General features: G+C 46.8%; 18 protein-coding genes and 1 pseudogene. 13 read left to right on the top strand and 6 right to left on the bottom strand.

Features of this window, described 5'->3' with window-relative positions; all coding sequences use genetic code 11:
* The first annotated feature begins 39 nt into the window (after positions 1-39).
* Positions 40-1,377: an aminotransferase class V-fold PLP-dependent enzyme gene (locus tag ADIS_RS14705; protein WP_010855384.1), complete on the top strand. Its 1,338-nt coding sequence runs from the start codon at positions 40-42 to the stop codon at positions 1,375-1,377.
* On the opposite strand, the gene ADIS_RS14700 is transcribed toward ADIS_RS14705, so the two are convergent.
* Entirely contained in the window at positions 1,374-2,204 is an 831-nt protein-coding gene (locus ADIS_RS14700; RefSeq protein WP_316931240.1) for an aminotransferase class IV, read from the bottom strand. The two genes, ADIS_RS14705 and ADIS_RS14700, sit on opposite strands and share 4 nt — an antisense overlap.
* A 106-nt stretch (positions 2,205-2,310) precedes the next feature.
* Here ADIS_RS14700 and ADIS_RS14695 point away from each other — a divergent pair, with 106 nt between their 5' ends.
* A complete protein-coding gene (locus ADIS_RS14695; RefSeq protein ID WP_035806232.1) occupies positions 2,311-2,730 on the top strand; it encodes a hypothetical protein in 420 nt (139 codons plus the stop codon).
* Positions 2,731-2,804: 74 nt separating this feature from the next.
* On the opposite strand, the gene ADIS_RS14690 is transcribed toward ADIS_RS14695, so the two are convergent.
* Genes ADIS_RS14690 through ADIS_RS14680 form a run of 3 tightly spaced genes read right to left on the bottom strand, consistent with a single transcriptional unit; the run spans position 2,805 to position 4,473 of the window.
* A complete protein-coding gene (locus ADIS_RS14690) occupies positions 2,805-3,254 on the bottom strand; it encodes a c-type cytochrome (RefSeq protein ID WP_238325444.1) in 450 nt (149 codons plus the stop codon).
* A complete protein-coding gene (locus tag ADIS_RS14685) occupies positions 3,238-3,897 on the bottom strand; it encodes an SCO family protein (RefSeq protein ID WP_010855379.1) in 660 nt (219 codons plus the stop codon). Before ADIS_RS14685 ends, ADIS_RS14690 begins: the two co-directional genes overlap by 17 nt.
* Before the next feature lie 39 nt (positions 3,898-3,936).
* Complete coding sequence (locus ADIS_RS14680) at positions 3,937-4,473, bottom strand: CopD family protein (RefSeq protein WP_035806230.1); 537 nt, start codon at positions 4,471-4,473, stop codon at positions 3,937-3,939.
* Between the two features lie 50 nt (positions 4,474-4,523).
* Between ADIS_RS14680 and ADIS_RS14675 the strand changes: the two genes are divergently transcribed.
* From ADIS_RS14675 to ADIS_RS14665, 3 genes are read left to right on the top strand one after another with little or no spacing between them, the layout of a single operon-like run.
* Positions 4,524-4,931, top strand: coding sequence for a hypothetical protein (locus ADIS_RS14675; protein WP_010855377.1), 408 nt, complete (start codon positions 4,524-4,526; stop codon positions 4,929-4,931).
* The gene (meaB, locus tag ADIS_RS14670) at positions 4,928-5,950 is read left to right on the top strand and encodes a methylmalonyl Co-A mutase-associated GTPase MeaB (protein WP_010855376.1); all 1,023 of its coding nucleotides are present in this window, start codon (positions 4,928-4,930) and stop codon (positions 5,948-5,950) included. Before ADIS_RS14675 ends, meaB begins: the two co-directional genes overlap by 4 nt.
* Before the next feature lie 11 nt (positions 5,951-5,961).
* Positions 5,962-6,744 carry a DUF3298 and DUF4163 domain-containing protein gene (locus ADIS_RS14665; RefSeq protein WP_035806228.1) on the top strand — a complete coding sequence of 261 codons (783 nt, stop codon included), beginning with the start codon at positions 5,962-5,964 and terminating at the stop codon, positions 6,742-6,744.
* A gap of 30 nt (positions 6,745-6,774) precedes the next feature.
* Here ADIS_RS14665 and dnaA read toward each other — a convergent pair whose 3' ends face one another.
* Positions 6,775-8,211 (bottom strand): chromosomal replication initiator protein DnaA, encoded by a 1,437-nt coding sequence (gene dnaA / locus ADIS_RS14660; RefSeq protein WP_035806226.1) that lies wholly within the window; start codon positions 8,209-8,211, stop codon positions 6,775-6,777.
* 371 nt (positions 8,212-8,582) lie between these two features.
* On the opposite strand from dnaA, the pseudogene ADIS_RS23625 reads away from it, so the two are divergent.
* The 5 genes and pseudogenes from ADIS_RS23625 to ADIS_RS14640 all read left to right on the top strand — a co-directional run.
* Positions 8,583-9,674, top strand: a pseudogene (locus tag ADIS_RS23625) (methylmalonyl-CoA mutase family protein); the annotation flags it as partial.
* Between the two features lie 48 nt (positions 9,675-9,722).
* Positions 9,723-11,816 (top strand): methylmalonyl-CoA mutase, encoded by a 2,094-nt coding sequence (gene scpA, locus ADIS_RS22755; protein ID WP_394330316.1) that lies wholly within the window; start codon positions 9,723-9,725, stop codon positions 11,814-11,816.
* A 172-nt stretch (positions 11,817-11,988) separates the two neighbouring features.
* Entirely contained in the window at positions 11,989-12,429 is a 441-nt protein-coding gene (locus ADIS_RS14650) for an OsmC family protein (protein ID WP_010855369.1), read from the top strand.
* A 201-nt stretch (positions 12,430-12,630) separates the two neighbouring features.
* Complete coding sequence (locus tag ADIS_RS14645) at positions 12,631-14,853, top strand: sodium-translocating pyrophosphatase (protein WP_035806344.1); 2,223 nt, start codon at positions 12,631-12,633, stop codon at positions 14,851-14,853.
* A 220-nt stretch (positions 14,854-15,073) separates the two neighbouring features.
* Positions 15,074-16,075: an N-acetylmuramoyl-L-alanine amidase family protein gene (locus tag ADIS_RS14640; protein ID WP_010855367.1), complete on the top strand. Its 1,002-nt coding sequence runs from the start codon at positions 15,074-15,076 to the stop codon at positions 16,073-16,075.
* A gap of 2 nt (positions 16,076-16,077) precedes the next feature.
* Here ADIS_RS14640 and ADIS_RS14635 read toward each other — a convergent pair whose 3' ends face one another.
* A complete protein-coding gene (locus tag ADIS_RS14635) occupies positions 16,078-16,446 on the bottom strand; it encodes an Hpt domain-containing protein (protein WP_010855366.1) in 369 nt (122 codons plus the stop codon).
* Between the two features lie 156 nt (positions 16,447-16,602).
* On the opposite strand from ADIS_RS14635, the gene ADIS_RS14630 reads away from it, so the two are divergent.
* The 3 genes from ADIS_RS14630 (at position 16,603) to ADIS_RS14620 (ending at position 24,340) form a co-directional block, all read left to right on the top strand.
* Positions 16,603-18,867, top strand: a complete 2,265-nt coding sequence (locus tag ADIS_RS14630) for a Tex family protein (protein WP_010855365.1) — start codon at positions 16,603-16,605, stop codon at positions 18,865-18,867.
* Between the two features lie 822 nt (positions 18,868-19,689).
* Entirely contained in the window at positions 19,690-22,854 is a 3,165-nt protein-coding gene (locus ADIS_RS14625; RefSeq protein ID WP_010855362.1) for a SusC/RagA family TonB-linked outer membrane protein, read from the top strand.
* Between the two features lie 25 nt (positions 22,855-22,879).
* Entirely contained in the window at positions 22,880-24,340 is a 1,461-nt protein-coding gene (locus ADIS_RS14620; RefSeq protein WP_010855361.1) for a SusD/RagB family nutrient-binding outer membrane lipoprotein, read from the top strand.
* The last annotated feature ends 4 nt before the right edge of the window (positions 24,341-24,344 follow it).

Raw genomic sequence — 24,344 nt, 5'->3', positions numbered from 1 at the left:
TTAATTTTAGCCATTAACCACTAATTTAATTCCTTGACTATGAGCTTGAAACCCAGCAGACGATCGTTTCTTAGGCGTGCCACGATTTTGGCAGGAGGTGCATTTTCTGCACAAAGTATCTTTAATCAGACGTATGGATCGGTTTTTGACGATCTCGCTGCGAAATATTCCGGGATTGCGCCAGCTGATTTGGCCTATGACGAAGATTATTGGTCAGTTATACAGCAAGGCTACACGGCCAGTTCCGCGCCGGTACTCAACCTGAATAACGGAGGGGTTTCTCCTTCGCCCTTGGTAGTGCAGCAGGCAGTGGAGCGATATGGTCAATTATCAAATCAAGGTCCTTCCTACTACATGTGGAAAATTCTGGACCAGGGAAGGGAGCCCCTACGAGAGAAATTGGCCCTCCTGGGTGGCGCAGACCCGGAGGAAATCGCTATCAACCGCAATGCCACGGAAGCATTGAACTCCATTATTTTTGGCTTGGATCTAAATCGAGGAGATGAGGTTATCGGCTGTTATTTTGACTATGGTAACATGATGCACGCCTGGCATCAGCGTGCCAAACGGGAAGGTATTGTATATAAGCAATTGAGTTTCGATTTTCCTATCGAAGACGATGACATGATCGTGCAGGCCTATAGGGAAGCGATCACGGAGAAAACCAAAATCATCCACGTAACCCATGTTATAAATTGGATTGGGCAGATAATGCCGGTTAAGAAAATCTGTCAGATGGCTCATGAGCGCGGGATAGAGGTAATTGTGGATGGAGCCCATTCGTTTGGTCTACTCGATTTCAAAATCCCGGAATTGGAAGGGGACTATTTTGGAACCTCCCTTCATAAATACCTTTCGGCCCCGATTGGAAGCGGTATGCTGTGGATCAAGAAGGAAAAGATAAGCAAGGTATGGCCTCTGTTAAGTAATGGAGATCCGCAAAGCGGCAATATCCGTAAGTTTGAAAGTATCGGAACCAGGAGTTTTCCGATCGAACAGGGTATAGGTGAGGCGTTGAATTTCCATAATGCGATTGGCGCAAAACGGAAAGAGGAGAGGGTAAGGTATTTGAAAAATTACTGGGCAGAGAAGGCATTGGAAATTCCGGGGGTAAAGTTACACGCCTCTTTAAAAGCGCCGTATAGCTGTGCGATCGCAGGCGTTTCTGTGGCGGGTATGTCTCCAAAAGAGCTGGAAAATAGTTTAATGTCCAGATTTCAGATCCACACGGTTGCCATTCCTTATCGAAATCTGGATTGTGTGCGGGTTTCCCCTCACATTTATACCAGTTTATCCGACTTGGACAGATTTGTAAAAGCTTTGTCGATACTGGCGGCAGAAAACGCCAACTTTGACATGGGAGGTAAAGGAGCTTAAGTGGCCGCTACGGTGGAGGCTTCGAAGCGTTCAAATTTTCGCAGTAAATCCTGCGTAACCGGTCCGGGTACCCCCCTTCCAATGATGGTCTGATCAACGGAAGTGATGGGAAGGATCCGCTTCGTCGTGCTGGTCATGAACAGTTCGTCTGCCTGCATTACTTCATCGAGCGTGATATCGCGAACAAGTACATAAGGTGCTAAATCCATTACTTTTTGCCTGGTGATGCCTTTTAGGATGTGTTTGCCGGGTGTGCTTATTACGCCTTTTTTAACAATAAAGACATTGCTGCGCGAGCTCTCCGAGACAATACCTTGGTGGTGGTAAAGAACATCCTCTATGCCATTGGCTGCCCATTCGGTACTCAATAGACAGGGGAGGGTATAGTTTGTGGTTTTGATCTCTGCGATAGGTCTAACGTAGTCTACACTTGCTAACTGAACTCCCTGTTGGTATTTTTCGGCCCCTGGAAGTTTGAGGGATTCGCAAAAAATAAAAAGGGGACCTTTTGAGGGCGTGAAGAAATTTTCCGAAATCCCTCCCGATAGTACCATGCGGATCCCACCTTCCTCTAGGCTATTTTTTTGGATTAACTCTTCGATAATCTTTCTCAAGGAATCCCTATCATAGGAAAGCGGAAGCCGTGCTTTCCGCGCTGAATTTATAAACCGGGTAAGGTAGTCTTCCAAAAAAAGTGCGCTGCCCCGGACGGTCCGGAAAAAGTCAAAAATGGCATAGCCCCGTATTAACCCAATATCCAGGGGGTGTAAACTTGCCCGTTGGGAATCCATGATAGTGTCTCCGGCAAAACAATAGGGTTTTATCATTTGATTGTGAGTGGCGTGTTTTTTGAACTAATCGAAATTTATCAGTACCTTCAATTGTTTAATTAAGGTGTATAACTTTGTGCAAATATAACCTTACTGGATAAGAATGAAACGAATTCCGTTGTTTTTGGTAGTATTGGGCCTGATTTTTTTCAGTGCCTGTGGAAGCTCGGAGGAGTCAGAGGTAGAGAGAATGAAACGTGAAGTTATCGCCGTTCATGACGAGGTCATGCCGCTAATGGGAGAGCTCCGGTCCTTTCAACGCTCCTTGGAAGAAAAGGCAGATGAGCTGGATTCCCGGGGGGTAGAAAGCCCCTTAGTAGGAGAATATCGCACCGCCGCATCCGCTTGTTCAGCTGCCTATGAGGGTATGTTTATTTGGATGCGTCAGTTTGATATGAGGATGGAAGAAATGAACGAGGATCAATCCCTGGCATACCTAGAGGATCAGGCTATAAAGGTTGCCAAAGTCAACGAGGATATTAAAACAGCCTTGAAGCTAGCTGAATCCTTATTGGCAGAGTGATCGTTAGTGGATTTTGGTTTCTTGAGGAGCCAATAGAGGGCGTTGGTCAGGACTTCTATTGAACTGGCCAGTGTTTATGGTTTAAGGTAATCGCTGACCTGATCAGGGGTTACCAATATTTCTCCCTGACCCCAAACTGTGTAAATATAGGTAGTGATTTGGGCTATTTCGATCGGCTTTAAGATGGGATTTCCAGGCATGGGTTGGTTGTAAACCTGTCCATTTACGATGATTTCGCCCTTTAATCCATGGCGGATAATACGTACTGTTCTTCCCAGATCGTTTATCATGTAATCGGAGTCTTTCAGTGGAGGAATGACAAGACCCAACCCGGTGCCATCTTTTTGATGGCAATTGGCACAGTGTTGAACATACAACTCCCTGCCCGCAATTGCATACTGCCGGGTTTTCAGATCCTTGATTTTGTGTAGGCTTACCGTATTTTCCGTTTTTGGTTCTCCACATCCGAAAAGAAGGAATACCATCCAAACAGAAATAGCTGCAAGCTTAGTAGGATACTGCATCTTCTTTGAGAAGTTTTGGGATGTCACGCATCAGCCGGTTCACCTGATCTTCTTTGGTTCCGTCGTATACGCCCCGTATCCGCCCCTCACGGTCAATAAGTACAAAAGCTCCGCTGTGCAGGTATCCCCCGAGCTCGTTTTTGTCCTCCATGGCAGTGGTTAGGTAGCTGGTCTGTCCAATTTCAAAAATGCGCTCCTGATCCCCTGTCAGGAAATTCCATGTTTGCGCATTGGGTATACCCAGACGAATGGCATAGTCTTGGAGAAGTTCCACCGTATCGTGCTCGGGGTCTATGGTGTGGCTTAATATCAGAAAATCAGACTCATTCTGAAAGGTTTCGTATACACGTAGCATTTGTGTCTTCATGATCGGGCAAATGGTAGGGCAACTGGTAAAAAAGAAGTCTGCCACATAGACCTTTCCACGCACATCACGGTTGGAGACTAGTTTTCCCGATTGGTTTCTAAATTCAAAATCGGCTATCCGATGATATACGGTATCCACCACCTTTTTGCCATCTACAATCTTCTCCTCGGTGTACTTATTCCCCAAAATTGGAAGTTTACCACCGTTATTAGATCCTGTACAGGAAACAGCTGATACCACCATAAACAGCACAAAAACCAACCCTCGCATTTTCATTTTTCGTTGTTTATTTGAAAAGACAACCGCCGCCGGTCTTTAGTTCCTGCTTCGTATTGTTTTATAAAGTTTGATTCCCAGCATCAGCAAGGCTGCCAAACCGATCAGGCCGGCAATACCCCATACCATGCTCATCAGGTTTTTTGCCACAATCAAAAAAACAATGGCAAAGAGTAGCAGGGTAGAAGCCTCATTCCATAGTCTAAGCTGCCCACTGCTCCATGCACAAATACCTTGTTGTAGTTTGGCGTAGATAGCGTGGCATTTTAAATGGTAGGCGTACAGCAACACTACAAAGAAAAGCTTGGCCTGCATGAAGGGCAGCTCTATGTAGCCCCATCGGTAGGTCAGTACCCAAATACCAAATATTAAGGTAAGGACAGCCGACGGCCACGTGATAATGTACCACAGCCTGTAAGCCATTAGATCTAGTTGGGGTTTTAGGATTCGCCTTTCATGTTCAGGCTTATCCATGGATTCGCGTTGGTATATGAACAGCCGCACGATGTAGAAGAGGCCTGCGAACCAGGTTACCATAAAAATTATATGCAGTGCTTTGACGTATTCGAATGCCATTTCGGTAATTTTGGTCGAAATTAAGGTTTTAACCGTTATAACTGTAAATCATGAAGAGGAATTATTTGTTTCATGCGTTACTGTTGACCGTGGTGGGGATTGTGTTTTGGATGATTGCTGACACCATTTCCCAGCCGGGAGTGGGAGACCTGTCGAGTAGGTTTGAGGAGCTGGACTCCTACCGAAACGAGAACAATACAGGGCCGGTGCACAGGGTATATCTGGTCTTCACCCCCGACATTAACTGGGAGGAGATGGAAGCGTACGGCAATTTCATGCCACATACCAAATATGGTGTAACCCGCGTTTTCTTCGTCAATGAGCGTTTGTCTCCGCCGTTTGACTTGGACATCCGAGAACCCTACCTAGCAGCAAGTGCACAGCGCGCCTGTATAGGACGCTATGAAAAATCCCCAATGGGAGAGGTTAGTTTCCGGAAATACCCTTTCGATAAATGATGATTGGCGGAGATCCGAACGGTAAAAGGGGAAGGCTGGACTTGGAGACGTACGTCACAGGGATTCTTAGCGGCGAAAGAGCCATCCTGAGCAGAGCCATTACACTGGTGGAAAGTACCTTGGATTCAGACAGGAAGCTTGCAGGAGAGCTGATGGAGCGTCTTTTGCCTTATAGTGGGAAGTCCTTGCGTATAGGAATTACCGGCGCGCCGGGTGTGGGAAAAAGCACGTTCATTGATGCTTTTGGACAGCTCCTTGCCTTGAAGGGACATCAAGTTGCCGTCCTATCGATCGATCCTAGTAGTATCGAGTCCAAAGGAAGCGTTCTCGGAGACAAGACTAGGATGGAAAGGCTAGCACTCAACCCCTCTGCGTATATACGGCCTTCACCCTCGCAGGGATTGTTGGGCGGGGTTAGTGCAGCTACAAGGGAGGCGTCCTTGCTTTGTGAGGCCGCGGGGTTTGATCGGTTGATCATCGAAACGGTAGGCGTAGGGCAATCTGAGGTAGCGGTAAAGCAGATGGTAGATGTGATGGTCTTTTTGACCATGCCCGGTGCTGGAGATGAGTTGCAGGGGATCAAAAAGGGCATCATGGAGACCGCTGATCTGATTCTTGTCAACAAAGCGGATGGAGATCGCGTGGCAGCCAGCCTTGCCAAGGAGCAGGTTGAAAACGCCTTGAAACTTGCGTCGGCCAAGCCCAATGGGTGGAAGCCGCGGGTGCTTAGCTGTTCCTCCCTTCGGAATGATGGAATTGAAGAAGTACTGACCGTTCTAGAGGAGTTTGTTCAAACCTGTCAAAATACAGGATTTATCGAGAGAAATCGGGCAGAACAGCGGGTTCACTGGTTAAGGGAACAGCTTAAGTATCTGCTGGAAAAGCGTTTCTTTGAAAATGAAGCCGTTCGAAGGGAGTTTCCCTTGCTAGGTGATAAAGTGCGGGAAGGACATGTTTCGACCTTTGCGGCTTCCAATCTGTTGCTTGCTATGTATATCGAAAGCATTAAATCCAACTAGAACGAAATCAGATGATTAGAATTTTGTTTTTCTCTTGTGTGGTTATTCTATTGAATGCATGCGGTGCAGACCAGGTCAAGAGCCAAGTAAATTTATCCAGCCCAGCATCTGTCAGGTCGGTGGAAAGGGAGTTTTCCAAGTGTGTGAAGGACGTTTGCGTCACAATAGAGTTGTCTTTTCCAGCTTATGAGGAACAGAGCGGTTTAGACAATTTCTTGAATGCAGAAATCCAAGGTTTCGTAAAAAACGCTCTATCTTGGGGTGATAGGAAAGCTGATGAGTACGCCGATTACGAAGAAGCAGCGGAGGATTTTATAGCTGTCTTTGAAAAAGCCGAAACCGATGGGTTTAATGGTATGGATTGGTTTTTTACGTTGGAAGGTAGCGAAGCCTTTCGATCCTCCGATCTTATTTCTTTGCGTTTTTCGACCTATCATTTTACCGGAGGTGCGCACCCAAACGGTTTTCAGACACTGCTGACTTATGATTTGAAAGGCGAGGGGGCAAAAGTGGAGGACAATTCACTGGTACTGGATGAGAAGAGACTTCTAGAAATCGCACTGGCTAAATTTCGTGCCTACCATGAGGTGGCGGACGGCGTTTCGCTCGAGGATGATGGGAGGTTTTTTCTGGACGAGGGGCGTTTTTTTCTGCCTCAGACGATGGGCTACGGTGATGGCGTCTTTTTATTGATCTACAACGCCTATGAAATCGGACCCTATGTTATAGGAGTTACGGAACTTGAGATCCCAATCGAAGAATTGGGAGGTGTTGTCAGGCAACCTTTATTTTAATTCAACCTACACCTCGTTTTTCGCAGACGGCTAGTAGGACTTCATTTTGAATTTTTTCCGCAATTCAATGATGGCTGCTTTAAAAGAGTTATCCGTTTCCATCAGGTCATTGACTGTCTGTACCGCATGTATCACGGTGCTATGGTCGCGTCCGCCAAAATGGTACCCTATGGATTTTAGGGAATGGTTGGTAAATTCCTTTGCAAAATACATGGCTACCTGCCTTGCAGTCACGATCTCTTTTTTACGGGTTTTCGCCTTGAGATCCTCTAATTTGATATCGTAATAATCGGCACAGGTTTTCTGAATAAAATCTATACCCACCTCTGCCTCGATATCCTTGACAATGTTTTTCATGATTGTCTTGGCAAGACTAAGGTCAATATCCACCCGGTTCAGGGACGCGTGGGCAATAAGGGAAATCATGACCCCCTCCAATTCCCGCACGTTTGTGTCCACAGTATAGGCGAGGTATTCGATTACATCCTCGGGAATGGAAATGCCTTCGCTTTGCATTTTCCGCTTAATGATGGCAACCCGGGTCTCAAAATCCGGCATTTGTAAGTCGGTAGTCAGCCCCCATTTGAATCTGGACAGCAAACGTTCCTCAAGTCCCATCAAATCTTTCGGGGCACAATCTGAGGTCATGACTATTTGCTTTTTGTTCTGGTGCAGGTGGTTAAAAATATGGAAGAACATCTCTTGGGTACGTCCTTTTCCCGCAAAAAATTGGATGTCGTCAATGATGAGTACATCGACCTGCATATAAAAATTGGTGAACGGCTTCACGTTGCCGTCCTTAATGGCATCTAGAAATTGGTTGACAAATTTTTCAGATGAAACATATAGGACGAATTTGTCCTCCAGGTTGTTTTTTATCTCGTTTCCGATGGCCTGTACCAGGTGGGTTTTTCCCAATCCTACGCCACCATAGATAAGTAGCGGGTTGAATGAGGTTATGCCTGGCTTATTGGCTACAGCATATCCAGCAGACCTTGCCAGACGGTTACAATCTCCTTCTATAAAATTGGCAAAAGTATGGGTTTCAATCAGGTTGGATTGCAGGGTTGTCTCGGCATTTAGGGAGGGCAGATCAAACGGACTATGGTCAAAATTATCTCCCGCCGCTACCGGCTGCTTTTCCTTTAATTTTTTTCCAGCTTTCGTACCTTGGGGGAAGCTGACTACATAGGGTTGGTTTTGTGAATTTCCACGATCTACTACCACTGCGTATTCTAATCGCCCGTTCGCCCCCATCACGGTTTTGATCGCAAGTTTTAAAACGTCGACGTAATGCTCCTCGATCCATTCATAAAAAAACTGGCTTGGAACCTGTATGGTTAACGTGGTACCCTCCATACGAACAGGTGTGATAGGAGCAAACCAAGTAGAAAAGCTCTGCTCATTGACGTGTTTTTCAATTACACGTAAACATTCTTTCCATATAGCGCCAGCCTCAGTACCCATTGAACAATCTAACTATGCAACACCAAACTACTCTACCTCGATTTTTGAAGGGAGACAAATTTGTCAAAAAGAAAACAAAATAAAAAATCCATTTTGGCTTGATTTTTTTACTTTTCCGCTCAATTGCCCGAAAAGCGGGTTTTTCATGTTGCATTTTTTTTCCAGATTTTATCAGGCATTTTCAGCACCTGTTTTTTGCAGCTAAGTAAGTTCTCAAAAGGCGGGATTTTCGTATCCATCCGCATCCCATTATTCTTTTTTTCCACTACTAATTGGAATACCACGAGGGATCCTCGGAAAACGGGTACAATTGGGTTACATTTGGTTATAAGTAGTTTGTTTACTAAGGTGTTTTAAGCGAATGTGTGTATATGAACCTTTTAAGTGATTCTTTTCCCCCGGTCAATAAGGAGGAATGGAAGGAGCGGATGCAGCGGGAAGGGTTGGATTTGTCCCGAACATTATTGGAAATTGAAGAGGGCTTGGCGGTGGATTCGGTTTGTACCCAAGAAAATGCTGTTCCGCTGATGAAAGACTACCAAAACCGGATTAGACGGTTTAAGTCAAACGAACGGGTATGGGAAAACGTCGAAGAGCTCGACGGGCAATCGGATGAGGAGCTAAATGCCCGAATTCACGAATCGCTGCGGGATGGAGTGGACGGGGTGTTGATCTCCCTCACACCTTCCGCGGACTTGTCCGTGGTATTTAAGGGAGTGTTGTTGGCGCATGTTGGTGTGTGGATCAAATTCAATGGTAGTCCGATCGTTTCGATGCGTCAGTTTGCGGCTTGGATCGGAGATCAATCTTTCGATCGGCGACAACTATCCGGAGGATTTCTCTGGAGTAAGGAACAACTCGAAGGAGTTGATTTTCGATCTTCTGAGGTTTTGGAGTTAATGAATTTCTACCTGGCATTGGACAGGTTTAAATGTTTTGGCATTCAGCTTTCCCAGCAGCACCGGGCTTCAGGTAGTTTAACCGAAGTAGTAGAGGTTCTTGGGTTTTTCCAGGATAGTGTTGGGAATCCCCCTTCCATCGAAGGCTGGAGCAGGGCGTTCTTCGTGCATATTACGTTGGAAAGCCATTTTTTGCGCCAGATTGCGATCCTCAGGGCGATGAAAGTACTGGTTCACCAAGTGTTTTTACATTTTGGTTATACCGTGCACCCGAGCGATTTTTATATATTGGCAAGCAGTACTCCTGAAGGGAGCGACGGTTTTCATTCCCTGATAAGGCACACGTCCAAGGCTTTGTCAGCAATTATCGGGGGCGCAGATGGCCTGCTCTTGACCACTTATCCCAATACAGTGGATGGAACTATCGGCGTCAAGAGACAAGTCACTTCTAGGATAGGCAGGATTTTAAGTGAGGAGTCATGTTTATCGGAAGTGTTGGATCCGGTGGGTGGAGCTTTTTTGATAGAGAAGATAGCTTGGGAACTGTTGGATGCGGTAATGGCTACAATCGAAAAGCGGATCGTGGGATTTGGTTGGAGGTCTTTAGGTGATCTGGGGGTCTTGTATGGTGATTTGGGTGAAGCTGAATCCAGTTCCTTTCTGCTGCCTGAGGGAATATCTTGTTCCGCGGTAAATACACCGGCTGATCTCAGTAAGTTCTTTCCGATAGGGTCTGTTTCCGGCATGCCTCCGTTTCTCAGGGGACCCTATGCATCTATGTACTTGGCAAGGCCTTGGACGATTCGACAGTATGCTGGGTTTTCTACGGCAGAAGAGTCCAACCGGTTTTATCGGGCCAACTTGGCGGCTGGGCAGCGTGGGTTATCCATTGCTTTTGATCTACCGACCCACCGAGGGTATGATTCCGATCATCCTCGTGTAAGGGGTGATGTGGGCAAAGCAGGCGTAGCCATTGATACAGTAGAGGATATGAAGCAGTTGTTTGAGGGAATACCTTTGGAAAAGATGTCGGTGTCTATGACCATGAACGGGGCGGTAATCCCTATCATGGCTTTTTTTATTGTAGCGGGGGAAGAACAAGGGCTTACGCCGGATCAGTTAACGGGCACAATTCAAAACGATATCCTGAAGGAGTTCATGGTTCGTAATACGTATATCTATCCTCCTGGGCCCTCTATGCGCATAGTATCGGATATTTTCAGCTACACTGCAGAGAAAATGCCCCGGTTCAACTCCATTTCGATCTCGGGCTATCACATGCACGAGGCCGGCGCACCAGCGGATTTGGAGCTTGCCTACACCCTTGCGGATGGGCTGGCTTATGTCAGAAAGGGTATGGAAGCGGGCTTACAGATTGATGATTTTGCACCCAGGCTATCCTTTTTTTGGGCTACGGGAATGAATTTTTTTATGGAAATTGCCAAGCTCAGAGCAGGGAGGGTTATCTGGGCACGCATGATGAGTAATTTGGGTGCCAAAAATCCCAAGTCTTTGCAATTACGTGCCCACTGCCAGACTTCGGGCTGGTCTCTCACCCGACAAGACCCATACAACAACATTTGCAGGACTACCTCAGAGGCTATGTCTGCGGTCTTGGGGCATACCCAATCCCTGCACACCAATTCCTTTGACGAGGCCATTGCTCTTCCCACGCCTTTTTCGGCAGGCATAGCCAGAGAGACCCAACTTTTTCTTCAACAGGAAGCTGGGCTGACCGCAGCGATCGATCCGTTCGGTGGTTCCAATTACCTAGAGTACTTGACGGATCGGTTAATAATGCGGGCTGAAGGCCATATTCGTGAAGTGGAGGAGCTCGGAGGAATGGAGAAGGCGATCGAACTGGGAATACCCAAGATGCGTATAGAGGAAGCAGCAGCCAAAAAGCAGGCACGTATAGACGAGGGTATAGATGTCATTGTCGGTGTAAACCGATACCAATCCACAGACGATGAGGAAATAGACATTCTCCGTGTTGACAATGAAGCGGTGAGGCAATCCCAGGTGAATCGCATCCAGGAAACTAAGAAAAAAAGAGATTTAAACACCGTAGAGAATTGTCTGAACCGTATAGAAGAAGCAGCGGAAACAGGTGTAGGGAACTTATTGGCGCTGGCGGTAGACGCAGCGAGGGCTCGGGCAACCTTGGGAGAAATATCGATGGCTATGGAAAAAAGTTTTGGGAGGTACCAGGCAACCGCAAGAACTATTTCGGGTGCTTATTTGTCGGAGGCCGGAGATTCAAAGGTGATTCAGTTGGCAAAGGAAAAGGCAGATGAATTTGCTAAGCTGGAAGGGCGTAGGCCAAGGATCTTGGTCGCCAAGATCGGACAGGATGGGCATGATCGGGGTGCAAAAATAATTGCGAGTGGTTTTTCAGACCTGGGATTCGATGTGGATGTGGGCCCTCTTTTTCAGACCCCTGAGGAAGTAGCCAAGCAGGCAGTGGAAAATGACGTGCACGTGGTAGGCGTTTCCTCCCAGGCTGGGGGGCATAGAACACTGGTGCCCGAGTTGATTGCTGAACTGCACAAATCCGGAAGGCCCGATATCACAGTGGTTGCCGGTGGTGTGATTCCTCCGGAGGATGAGTCATACCTGCTGGAATGTGGCGTGAAGGCGGTATTTGGTTCCGGTGTGGCTGTCAGTAAAGCTGCTCTTAGGGTTCTGGAGGTGCTCTCGGAATGATCGATATAGGCAGTTTTGTTTCTCCTCCAAACCCAGATCACCTTTCGCTTAAAGGTGCTTTTGGCAGGCAATATCCGGGTTCCTTTTTAAAAAGAGATAGTAATTTCGGGCCATATTCGGTACTTTTAGTGTTTCAATAAACGATTACTACTTAACCATAAATTTATTTACCATGAAAAGAAAAGCAACGGCCATTTGGAAAGGTACAGGTTTAGAGGGAAGCGGGACATTGGATGCTCCCAGCGGTTTTTTTGATGCGACGCCTTATTCGTCCAAAACCCGGTTTGAAAACGAAGATGGCAAGGCGGGCACCAACCCAGAGGAACTCATAGCGGCCGCTCATGCAGGGTGCTTCTGCATGGCATTGAGCTTTCAGATAGCCGGAAAGGGATTTGCTGCGGAAGAATTAAATGCGGTAGCGACGGTGTCTTTGGACAAGCAGGAAGCAGGCGGTTTTGCCATTACAGGAATTACGCTTGATCTGAAAGGAAAGGTGCCAGGCATGGATGAAGCTCAGTTCATCGAGTTGGCCCAAGCAGCTAAGGAAGGCTGCCCTATCAGTAAGGCATTGAGTTCAGTGCCCATTGCCCTATCTATTACTTACCTTTCGTAATCAGATAACTTGTTTGCATAGTAGATACCTCCCCTTGTAGCTGCGTGGGAGGTATTTTTTTGTGGTTCGTTGGAATCTCCCTAGGTTGACTTTGTTTTTAGGTATGTCGGCTCCAATTATATCATTTCTTCATTGCTATGGAAGGTATTAATAATATATTTGTCGGATGTTAAAACTTAAAAACTTTCTTTGATCGAGGATATGGAGCAGGTATTTCTTTATTTGGTGCCCTTTTTAGGGATCATCGGCCTCTTGGTAATGGCAGTTAAGTCGGCTTGGGTGAGTAAGCAGCCTTCTGGAGAGGAAAACATGGTAGAGCTTGCGGGATTTATAGCCAAAGGCGCCATGTCATTTTTAAAGGCGGAATGGAAAGTCATGATTTATTTTGTGATAATTGCGGCGTTGATCTTGGGGTGGTCGGGTACTTTATTGGAAAACTCCAGTCCTGTAATTGCAATTGCCTTTTTGATAGGAGCCGTCGCTTCCGCGTTCGCAGGGTACTTGGGCATGAATATCGCCACCAAAGCCAATGTGCGAACAACGCAGGCTGCCAAGACGAGTTTGAAAAAAGCGTTGGAGGTTTCCTTCACTGGGGGTACGGTGATGGGATTAGGCGTGGCAGGTTTAGCGGTTTTGGGAATGGGCTCCCTTTTCATCGTTTTTTATTATATGTTTGTCATTTCTCAGGGAGGTGACGTCAACGGCCATGAGATGGAAACCGCTCTGGAAGTATTGGCGGGATTTTCCCTAGGTGCTGAGTCGATTGCGTTGTTTGCCCGGGTCGGGGGTGGTATTTACACCAAAGCTGCCGACGTAGGAGCTGACCTAGTGGGTAAGGTAGAGGCTGGAATTCCAGAAGACGATGTGAGAAACCCTGCAACCATAGCCGACAACGTCGGTGACAACGTGGGTGACGTGGCAGGTATGGGCGCTGATCTTTTTGGTTCCTACGTGGCAACCATTTTGGCCTCCATGGTTTTGGGAAGAGAGATTGTTTCGAACGATAATTTGGGAGGTATCGCGCCGATTTTGTTGCCTCTGGTCATTGCAGGTCTGGGTTTGATATTCTCTATTGTGGGTACTTTGTTCGTTAAGATTGCCGACGATAATGGCAGTGTTCAGTCTGCACTGAATAAAGGTAACTGGATATCAATCGTATTGACCGTAGCGGCATCCTTCTTTTTGATCGATTTTATGCTCCCGGATGGTGATTTGGTTATGAAACGGGATGCTTCGGTAGCCTTTACCAAAATGGGCGTTTTCGGTGCTGTATTTATTGGATTGATCGTAGGGGCACTGATGAGCATCATTACGGAATACTATACGGCGATGGGCAGGCGACCGGTAAATTCGATTATCAAACAGTCTTCAACCGGGCACGCAACCAATATCATAGGTGGATTGGCGATCGGTATGGAGTCTACGGTGCTGCCAATTTTGGTATTGGCAGGTGGTATTTTCTCATCGTACCTGGCTGCTGGTCTTTATGGAGTAGCTATTGCCGCGGCCGGAATGATGGCTACCACAGCCATGCAGTTGGCAATCGATGCGTTTGGGCCGATAGCCGATAACGCAGGTGGTATTGCCGAAATGTCCGGGTTGCCTAAAGAAGTTCGGGAGCGTACAGATATTCTTGACGCTGTAGGTAATACGACAGCCGCAACCGGAAAGGGATTTGCTATTGCTTCGGCAGCGTTGACCGCGCTGGCGCTTTTTGCAGCGTATGTGGGTATATCAGGGATCAGTTCTATTGATATCTACAAAGCGGATGTTTTGGCGGGTCTGTTTGTGGGTGCTATGATTCCCTTTATTTTCTCGGCTCTTGCCATAGCTGCAGTCGGAAGGGCTGCCATGGACATGGTCAACGAGGTGCGAAGGCAGTTTAAGGAAATTCCCGGTATCATGGAGTACAAAAACAAGCCGGATTACGAGAAATGTGTGGAAATTTCTACCAAAGCATCTATTCGGGAAATGGTGGCTCCTGGCGCGATTGCTCTGCTGTCACCTATCGCTGTGGGATTCCTATTCGGCCATGAGGTGTTGGGAGGCATGCTCGCCGGGGTGACTGTGTCTGGCGTGCTCATGGGTATTTTCCAAAACAATGCGGGAGGTGCTTGGGATAACGCGAAGAAATCTTTCGAGAAAGGAGTCGAAATCAACGGTCAAATGTACTATAAGGGGTCTGAACCTCACAAGTCGTCGGTAACCGGCGATACGGTAGGGGATCCCTTCAAGGATACCTCAGGGCCATCGATGAATATATTGATTAAATTGACTTCCATCGTCTCCATCGTCATTGCTCCTTTTATTCCCGGAGTAAGCCCTTTGGGCCTTGCCTTGGAAGATGATAGGCCACAGTCGATCGAAGTGGTGCATGAGGAGATCGCTTCAGATAAGGAGATCGAATCCCTTCCCATCAATTAACCGAACCCCATGATCAGGAGTGAGCGCATCGTTGGGATGGCTCACTCCGGTTTTTTTGACCCGGTGCGGTTCTTTTTGGTGGATTGGTTATGGGATCAATGAAAGCTTGGAAAAGTAGGGTCTTACATGAAGTGCTGGTCTTCCGTTGTTTTCTCAAATCCCAACAGATCTGTTTTGGCAGCAACCACCGAAACGATTTAATAAGTTGAAAAAAAATTAGATGAAGTTAGCACCATTCTACCGATCATTTCTTTGGATCCTATTTTTGCTTAGCTCCTTTTCGGGGATAGCGCAGCAACCAATCGCCCCCTTGGCTGGGAAGGTAATCTGCCTTGATCCCGGACATGGAGGTACGGCGGATACAGATCAGTATCGGGTAGGACTTGCCGGAGAACGGGAGGAGTGGATCAACCTTCGCGTTGGTTTAGTGTTAAAACGTCTGTTGGAAAAAGCAGGTGCTACGGTGCTGATGACAAGAGAGTCGGATCTGCTTGTTAGCTTGGCAGACCGGGCTGAAATGGCAGTGGCCAACAAAGCAGATATGTTTGTCTCGATTCACCACAATGCCACTGCTGACCGTTCGGTTAATTTCCCCATTGTTTATTTTCATGGCAGTGCAGAGGAAAATCTAGCGGGGGTTAGGCTGGCCAAGTTGATCGGAGATTCCTTTGTGGCTTCTATGTTTAAGGGTCAGTCGGAATTGAGTGTCGTGTCTGATTTTGCCATTTTTCCCAACTCAGGGGCCGGAGTACTTAGGGGAACCTACGGGATTCCGGCAGTTGTTGCGGAGGCCTCCTTTTTTTCCGATCCAAAGGAGGAGAAGCGATTGCGAAGGCGATCCTACAATCAAAAGGAAGCCAAGGCTTATTTTGAGGCAATTTCAGCCTTTTTTTCCCATTCGGCCGATTTACCCATCCTCGAAAAGAAGCAACCGCTGACACTTACCCCCTTTTTGGTTTTTCAGGAGGCTGAGCGGATGTCACCTGAGGCAAAGAATTGGCACGGGAATTTCATGGAAGGAAAAAAAATTGTGGATGATCAATCAATAGAACTTTTCGATAAAGCGCTTGATCTCCTGACGTTGTCGGTAAAATCATTTCCGGATTCGCCAGTAGCCGGAGTAGCCCACGACTACCGAGCGAGGGTGTTGGAGGCTCTGGGCAAAGAAGCGGATGCAGAACAGGAAAGACGCAGGAGGCGCCATTTTTATCCACAGTGGTAATATTACAGCAAACTACTGAAATCCCTTTTCAATTGACCAACGAGTTCGGCAAGTTGCTCCATAGCTAGGGAAACTTGGTGCGGCAGATCGGAGGAGTTTGGCCGGTTTTCTGCCAAGTCTTCCACCTGTCTGATCGTTTTTCCCAGTTCCTCCACCCTGATATTGTCAACGCTTGGTTTAAGCTGGTGCGCCAGGTTTCGGATCTCCCGGATGTTTCCTGTATCCAGGGCTTGTTTCATACCCTTCATGGTGTTTTCGGCCTGGTCTAGGAACAGTAAAATCATCTGCTCGATAAACTCATTGCTGCCTCCGCTTATTTCCTCCAGGTTTATCAGGTCGTAAATTTTTTCGTGACGGTCCGGCTTATCCATTCGCTATCAGTTTTGTAAATTGTGTGGTTGCGAATTTACTACATTCATACCTTAATTCCCTACCTCGTTTTTCAAACTTTTTGAGGCAATACGTCTTATTTGGAATTAACTTGCAGACCTAAACCGAAAACTGATATTGACAGAACACGTTTGCAGATGGTAAATTTGAATCATTATCTAAAGATCGCCGAAGAGCTGGGGATCCAACTTAAACAAGTAGATGAAACCGTAAGCCTACTGGACGAGGGAGCCACAGTGCCTTTCATTTCAAGGTATAGAAAGGAAGTTACGGGGAGTTTGGACGAAGTACAGGTAGCGGCCATCAGAGATCGGATTCAGCAGCTGAGAGATTTGGAAAAAAGGAAGGAGGCGGTGCTGAAATCTATTAAGGAACAGGGGAAGCTTACGGAGGAGTTGGAGAAGAAGATTGCTGCCGCAGAGACTATGTCCGTGCTGGAAGATATTTATTTGCCTTACAAGCCGAAGCGTAGGACAAAAGGTACTATAGCGAAAGAAAAGGGATTGGAGCCCCTCGCCGCAAAACTCTATGAACAGGAGCGGGGTTGGGATATTACTGCCATGGCAGAGAGCTTTATCGATGCGGACAAGGAGGTACTCACCGCAGACGATGCGCTTCAAGGCGCAAGGGATATCATGGCGGAGTGGGTCAACGAAGATGCCACAGTAAGGGAAAAACTACGGAACTTGTTTATCGAGAAAGGTAATTTCGTATGCAAGGTAATTCCGGGAAAGGAAGAGGAGGCGGCAAAATACCGTGATTATTTTGATTGGACGGAACCTATCAAAACGGCGCCTTCCCACAGGGTACTGGCAATGAGGAGGGGAGAGAAGGAGTTGTTTTTGATGTTGGATACCTGTCCGGATGAACTGGATGCAATCAGTTTGATAGAAAAGCAGGTGCTCAAGGGCGACAATCCCGCATCAGAACAGGTGAAAGTAGCGGTAAAGGATAGCTATCGACGTTTACTGAAGCCTTCTATGGAAACGGAGGTACGGCTGTACTCCAAAAAGCGGGCAGACGAGGAGGCCATTAAGGTGTTTGCCGAAAATCTGCGTCAGTTGCTGCTGGCAGCGCCTTTAGGGGAGAAGGCTGTAATTGCGATTGACCCTGGTTTCCGGACGGGTTGTAAAATGGTTTGCTTGGGACCACAGGGGCAGTTTTTGGCGTATGAGACTATTTTTCCCAATGAGCCACAGCGGAAAGTTGCTCCCGCCGCCGCGGTAATACTACAATGGGTGCGGCAGTACCAGGTTACTGCGATTGCGATTGGAAATGGAACCGCTGGAAGGGAAACGGAGTCGTTCGTCAAATCCATTGGGTTGCCCTCGGAGGTAATGGTGGTGATGGTGAATGAAAGTGGAGCGTCCATCTACTCTGCGTCGGAGGTGGCGCGGGAGGAGTTTCCCGATTTAGACCTGACGGTTAGGGGAGCCGTCTCCATTGGCAGGAGGCTAATGGATCCGCTTGCGGAACTTGTCAAAATTGATCCAAAATCAATTGGTGTTGGGCAGTACCAGCATGACGTGGATCAGTCAGCCTTGAAAACCTCCCTAGATGATACGGTGATGAGCTGTGTGAATGGGGTGGGAGTAGAGCTGAACACTGCTTCTAAGCAGTTGCTGACCTATGTGTCCGGATTGGGTTCGGCCCTGGCCCAAAACATTGTCCAATACAGGAATGAGCATGGGCCTTTCAAGAGTAGGGAGGAAATTAAGAAAGTGCCCAGGCTTGGGGAGAAAGCGTTTGAACAAGCGGCTGGCTTCTTGCGGGTACGGAATGGATCAAATCCACTAGATGCCAGTGCAGTACATCCGGAGAGATATGCGTTGGTAAATCAAATGGCAAGTGATCTGGGCTGTGAGGTGGCAAACTTGGTGCAGGATCCCAAGCTTTCCGAAAAGATAGTGCTTCAGAAATACGTCAATTCCGATGTGGGGCTGCCTACATTAAAAGATATATTGGATGAATTGGCAAAGCCGGGGAGAGATCCTCGACAAACTTTCGAGCTGTTTGCATTTGAAGAAGGGGTAAATTCCATGCAGGATCTCAAAGTTGGGATGAAACTACCAGGGATCGTTACAAATATTACCAAGTTTGGGGCATTTGTCGATATTGGTGTTCATCAGGATGGACTTGTACACTTGAGTCATTTTGCGGATAAGTTTGTCAATGATCCATCAGATGTAGTGGTTGTGAACCAGAAGGTGACGGTAACTGTGATGGAAGTAGACATTGCAAGAAAGCGTATCGGACTTAGCATGAAATCCGACCCCTTTGCGGAGAAGGGAGCTGTTAAGAGAGGTGGGGGCCGCCCAAATCAAGCTCCTAATACAAGGGAAAGGGAAGCGGAAGGGGATTTGGCGACCAAACTTGCCCTGCTTAAAAGTAAGTTTCGGTAGATCCGTCTGCGATTTACGTTTCGTGGTTAGCATTTTGAGCCACTTGGGAAACCAAGTGGTTTTTTATTTGGGGATGGACTACAGTCCGAAAAGCGGTTTTTTTGGTCTTGTTCACAATTGGAAATACTGTCTTCGAAATGTGTGCATACAAGGGGCAACGGTTTATATCGCTGCATTCGGTAGCGATGAAGAGGGATGACCATGGAAACCACTTAAGACATCAAATTAATAAAAGTCTGTAAAATACGTATTAATAGAAATATAATTTTTTAAAAAATCAAAAATAAAAAATTAAAATAGTTTGTAGAATGTTACCTATTTTAATAGTTAATAAAAATACTTATATTACGGAAAAATGAAGATAAAATTTTGATTTAGGGTTAAAAATAAACCAATAATAAAGAGTAAAATATCCTATGGTTGAAATAATGGTAAAAAATATATCCAGTTACGAGACTACAAGGAAAAATGTTTCGAGTAAGAATTAAAAAATAATATATAATAAAACAAATAAAAAATAGATTTAAAAATATTAAATAAGTATAATAATATAATTAAAAATTAATAAATTAAAAATAAATAAATATTTTTTTCTTAGCTTCTTTTTTAGTTGGTTGAAAAAATAAATTTTGGTTTGTTGTTTTTTACCTGATTCCTGTTCTATATTTAAATCGGGAAATGAAGGAAGCCCTGATAACATCAGAAGGAAAGCCTTACGACCTGCATTATTAGTCTTTTTCAACTAGCCCAAATAACCTACGTTGCGCAAGCAAAAAACCTGCATTGCAGGACCCTATATAGTTCACTTTAACCATTAACAACATGATCAAAACGTTTACACTATGGAGTGGGAAACATTCCTTCCTGAAAGGTTTATTTCTCGTTGCAGTCATCGCTGCGGTGTCGGTACTCGACAATCCGCTATTCGCACAGGGGAGATCCATCTCCGGTAAAGTATTGGATGAAAATAATGATCCCATCATTGGTGCCAGTGTGCTGGTAAAGGGGACCGTCAAAGGTGCAGCCACTGACTTGGATGGGGAGTTTTCATTGTCTTTGGCTGAAGGCGAAAACATTCTGGAGGTTTCCTTCATTGGCTACAACAAACAAGAGGTAACCATCGGAAACAGAAGTTCGCTAAGCGTATCACTCGTTCCAGATACCCAAGCACTCTCCGAGGTTGTAGTTACAGCCTTCGGGATGGAACGTGAAAAGAAGGCACTTGGCTACACCACCCAATCGGTGGATGGCAGCAAACTGGCAGAAGCACGGCAGCCCAACGTCGTGAATAACTTGGCCGGACGAATCGCCGGTGTCCAGATCAACAGTAACTCTATGCCAGGTTCGGGATCCCACGTGGTAATTCGTGGATCTTCTTCCGTATCCGGGAATAACCAGCCTCTCGTGGTGGTGGATGGTGTTCCATTGGAGCAGACCGACACCAGAAGGTATGGGGGTGGACTTTCTGAAATCAATCCGGACAACATTAAGGAAATCAACGTATTAAAGGGGGCGACAGCCGCGGCATTGTACGGCTCTCGGGCTGCCAACGGTGTGATCATGGTTACCACCAAGGATGGTTCAGGAACCAAAGGTATAGGTGTCGAATTTAACTCAAATGTCACCTTTGACCGGCCGTTGATTAAGCCAAACTTCCAAAATATATACGGTGGAGGTGCGGGATACAGAACTTGGTATGTAGACGGCAGAAATGGGTTTGATGCAGACGGAATCAGGGGAACGGCAGGAGTAGACGAAAGCTGGGGGGCTCCCATGGATGGCAGGTTGGTACCTCTTTGGTATTCCGCTCCCGATCGGGTGCCGTTGCTTCCGCAACCTAACAACTGGGAGCAGTTTTGGGAAACCGGTAGTGCCGTTCAGAACAACGTAGCTGTATCGGGTGCAAATGAAAGTGGAAATTTCCGGCTTTCATTGGGAAGATTGGATCAGCAAAGTATTATGTATAACAACGGCTACTTCCGTAACAACTTTAAAATCAACGCTGGCTATAACCTGACCTCCAAATTGAATGTTACGGTGAGTGCGGAATACGTAAAGTCCGGATCGGATAATAGGAGATATACAGCGAGCTCGGATTTTATTTGGGCTCACCGCCACACGGAATACGATAGGCTCAGAAACTGGGAGGATTACTACGAGATCCAAAGGGCGACTTTTCGACCTGGTGATGACTATCCCTATGCGAACTGGCAGCACGAGTATTTTGCGAACCCCTACTTCTTGCAGGACAGGTATCCAAATGCCAATATGAAGGATCGCTTGGTGGGCAATATTGCCGCTACCTACAAGTTCACTGACAATCTAAGCTTAATGATTCGATCAGGAACAGACTATTGGTCAGACAACCGAACGGATGTGACCAGTGTGGAGCGAACCAAGAACTTTGTGCGTATTTTGGGAGCCTACACCCAAACCAATATTAGCAGCCAGGAAACTAACAGCGATTTTATCCTTAATTACAATAAGACGTTCGCTTCTAAGTTTTCCGTCAATGTGCAGGCAGGTGGAATCAACCGAACCAATGATTTTGTCAGCAATGCCGTAAATGTCCGGGAATTGACCATAGATGGACTCTACAATCTGGGTAACTATGCCAGTCCGGTAGTTCCCTCAAGTGAAATCAGGAGACAGACCGTAAACAGTGTGTTTGGCGCCACCCAATTTGGCTATAACAATTCGTTGTTTTTGGACATAACCGGTAGAAACGACTGGTCCAGCACCTTGCCGATTAATGCCAACTCCTTCTTTTATCCCTCGGTAGCTTTGAGTGCGGTGATCACCGATATCTTTGACATACAGAGCAGGGTCTTGTCCTTTGCAAAGGTACGTGCGTCCCTCGCACAGGTGGGTAATGACGCAGATCCTTATCAATTGCGACAAACATTCATGGCACAAGGGCTGTGGGCAGGAACCACCCCTACTTACTCTGAGGCTCCTACCATTGCTAACAGGGATCTGAAACCTGAAATTACCACCGGCAGGGAAGTTGGTTTGGACCTGCGATTTTTGAACGGGAGAATTGGTTTGGACTTGACCTATTACCACCAATCTACCACCAACCAAATTCTCGCAGTGGCTATATCAAATGCCTCCGGTTATCAGTTCCGTACGCTAAATGCAGGTGAGGTTACCAACCAAGGAGTAGAAGCTATGTTGACGGCTTCCGTATTACAAAACAGGGGAGGATTAAATTGGGATGTGTCTGTAAACTTCTCCCGCAACCGAAACTTGGTTGTTGAGCTTGCCGAAGGGTTGGAGAACTACATTTTGGGCTCTCAAAACAGTGTTACCTCCGAGGCTCGCATAGGGCAGCCATACGGCACTTTTTATGGCCGACGTTACCTTCGGTCACCTGAAGGGGAGATCGTCTACAATAATGGATTGCCCCAATTGGAGCCGGGAACCTTTGCGCTTGGTAACATACAGCCCGATTGGATGGGAGGCATTGCCAATGACTTCAAATACAGGAATTTCTCTCTTGGTACTTTGATTGACATCAGGATGGGTGGCGATATCTTTGACGTGGGCACGGGCCTTGCCAGAAAAACCGGTCAGTACGCAGAGACAGCCATAGGTCGTGAGGAAGGCGTGATTGGCCAGGGAGTTAAAAACGTAGGAACGGCGGAAAATCCCTCCTTTGTACCGAATGATGTGGTTATTCAGGCGGCTACTTTCTGGAATGCGACAAACCCACGGAATTTCCACGAGGCGGGGATATTCGACGGTTCTTTCGTAAAACTCAGAGAGGTGACTTTTGGGTACACCATTCCTCAGTCTATTTTGGGCAAAACCTTTATCCAAGGAGTCCGGGTGTCGCTGGTTGGAAGGAACCTAGCCATGTTGCACAGAAACCATCCACACATGGATCCAGAAGTTGATATGAAGGGGGGTAACGCACAGGGATTCGCGTCCGGCGAGCAGCCTTCTACCCGAAACATTGGGTTCAACCTTAATGTCACTTTCTAATTGTTTCACTAATCCGACAGTAATAATGAAAATTTATAAAAACATACCTTTCGCATTCCTCTTGGTCTTTGGCCTGATAGCCGGTGCCTGTACCGGAGAATTTGAGGAAACCAACACAAACCCCAACGAACCGGAGGTGGTGTCCCCTAGCTTACTGCTTCCCAATGCCATCCAAGTTTCAGCTGATCGGTATTGGGGTCACAGCACGAGATACCAACGGCTCAATATTGATGCGGCCATGTGTTGGATTCAGCATATTGCCAGGAACATATACATTAACTCCGAGGGTGACAATTATGAAGTTCCCGTAACTATTTCTTCAGGTACTTGGGATAACGTGTACCGTAATTCGCTGGTTAATTTTGAGAGTATCCTCAAGCTATCCAGACCAGGGGCTCGCTATGCGAATGTCAACTATGAGGGGATTGCGCTGGTAATGAAAGCATTCACGTATTCCTACCTCACTGATGTATTCGGCCCCATTCCCTACTCGGAGGCCCTAAAAGGAACGGCAGATGAGCCAATCTACTCTCCAAAGTACGATTCCATGGAGGATATCTATGCAGGCCTCCTTGCCGACCTTAAATTGGCCAACGAGAAATTGACCGTGGGCGGGCCAAGAGTCGACGGAGATATCCTTTATAACGGGAATATCCTACGTTGGAAGAAGTTTGCAAACTCCCTGCGCTTGAAGTTGGCCAATCGCCAAGCAGCGAAAAAGCCTGCCGAATCTCGGGCGATTATGCAGGAAATACTGGCAAACCCCACCGCCTTCCCCATTTTCGCCAGCAACAGTGAGTATGCAGCACTCAACCATGCAAACGTGATCGGAAGCAGAAATAAAATGTTTGACGTATTCTCGACACGATCTGATTGGAATATCAGTAGTACGCTAATCGGAAAGTTGTTGGAGCTGGACGATCCACGTATTAACGCCTATGCAAAGCCAACGCCAACTGGAGAATTTGCCGGACTTCCGAATGGATTAACAGATGAAGCTGCTGCGACCTTTGTGGCTTCAACCATTGGTGATCGATTCCTTGACCCATCCGCGCCTAGTATCCTGATGACCTATTCCGAACTGTTGTTTGTCCTGGCAGAAGCGGCATTCGACGGAGATATTCAAGGTGATTCCCAAGAGTATCTACGACGAGCAATAGCAGCGTCGTTTGAACAAAACGGGTTGTCCATGCCAAGCGACTATATGTCCCGTTTGGGAACGATCAATAAGGAAGTTATCATGACTCAAAAGTGGATTGCCCTATTTGGTCAAGGCATTGAGGCGTGGACTGAATACAGGAGAACCGGTTTCCCTGTTATGCCTGCACCGCATCCTAGCTCTATATTTACTAATAATGGAGTGTTGCCTACCCGTTTGGAGTATCCTCTTGGAGAATATTCCCTGAACAGCAGCAATGTAGCCACCGGAGTCCAGCTTTTGGGAGGAGATGATACGATGAGAACCAAGCTTTGGTGGGCAGAGTAATGGT

It is taken from the genome of Lunatimonas lonarensis (genome assembly GCF_000390185.1).
GTDB lineage: Bacteria > Bacteroidota > Bacteroidia > Cytophagales > Cyclobacteriaceae > Lunatimonas > Lunatimonas lonarensis.
Note: the sequence above shows the minus strand (reverse complement) of the source record. Positions and strands in the feature narration are given on the sequence as shown.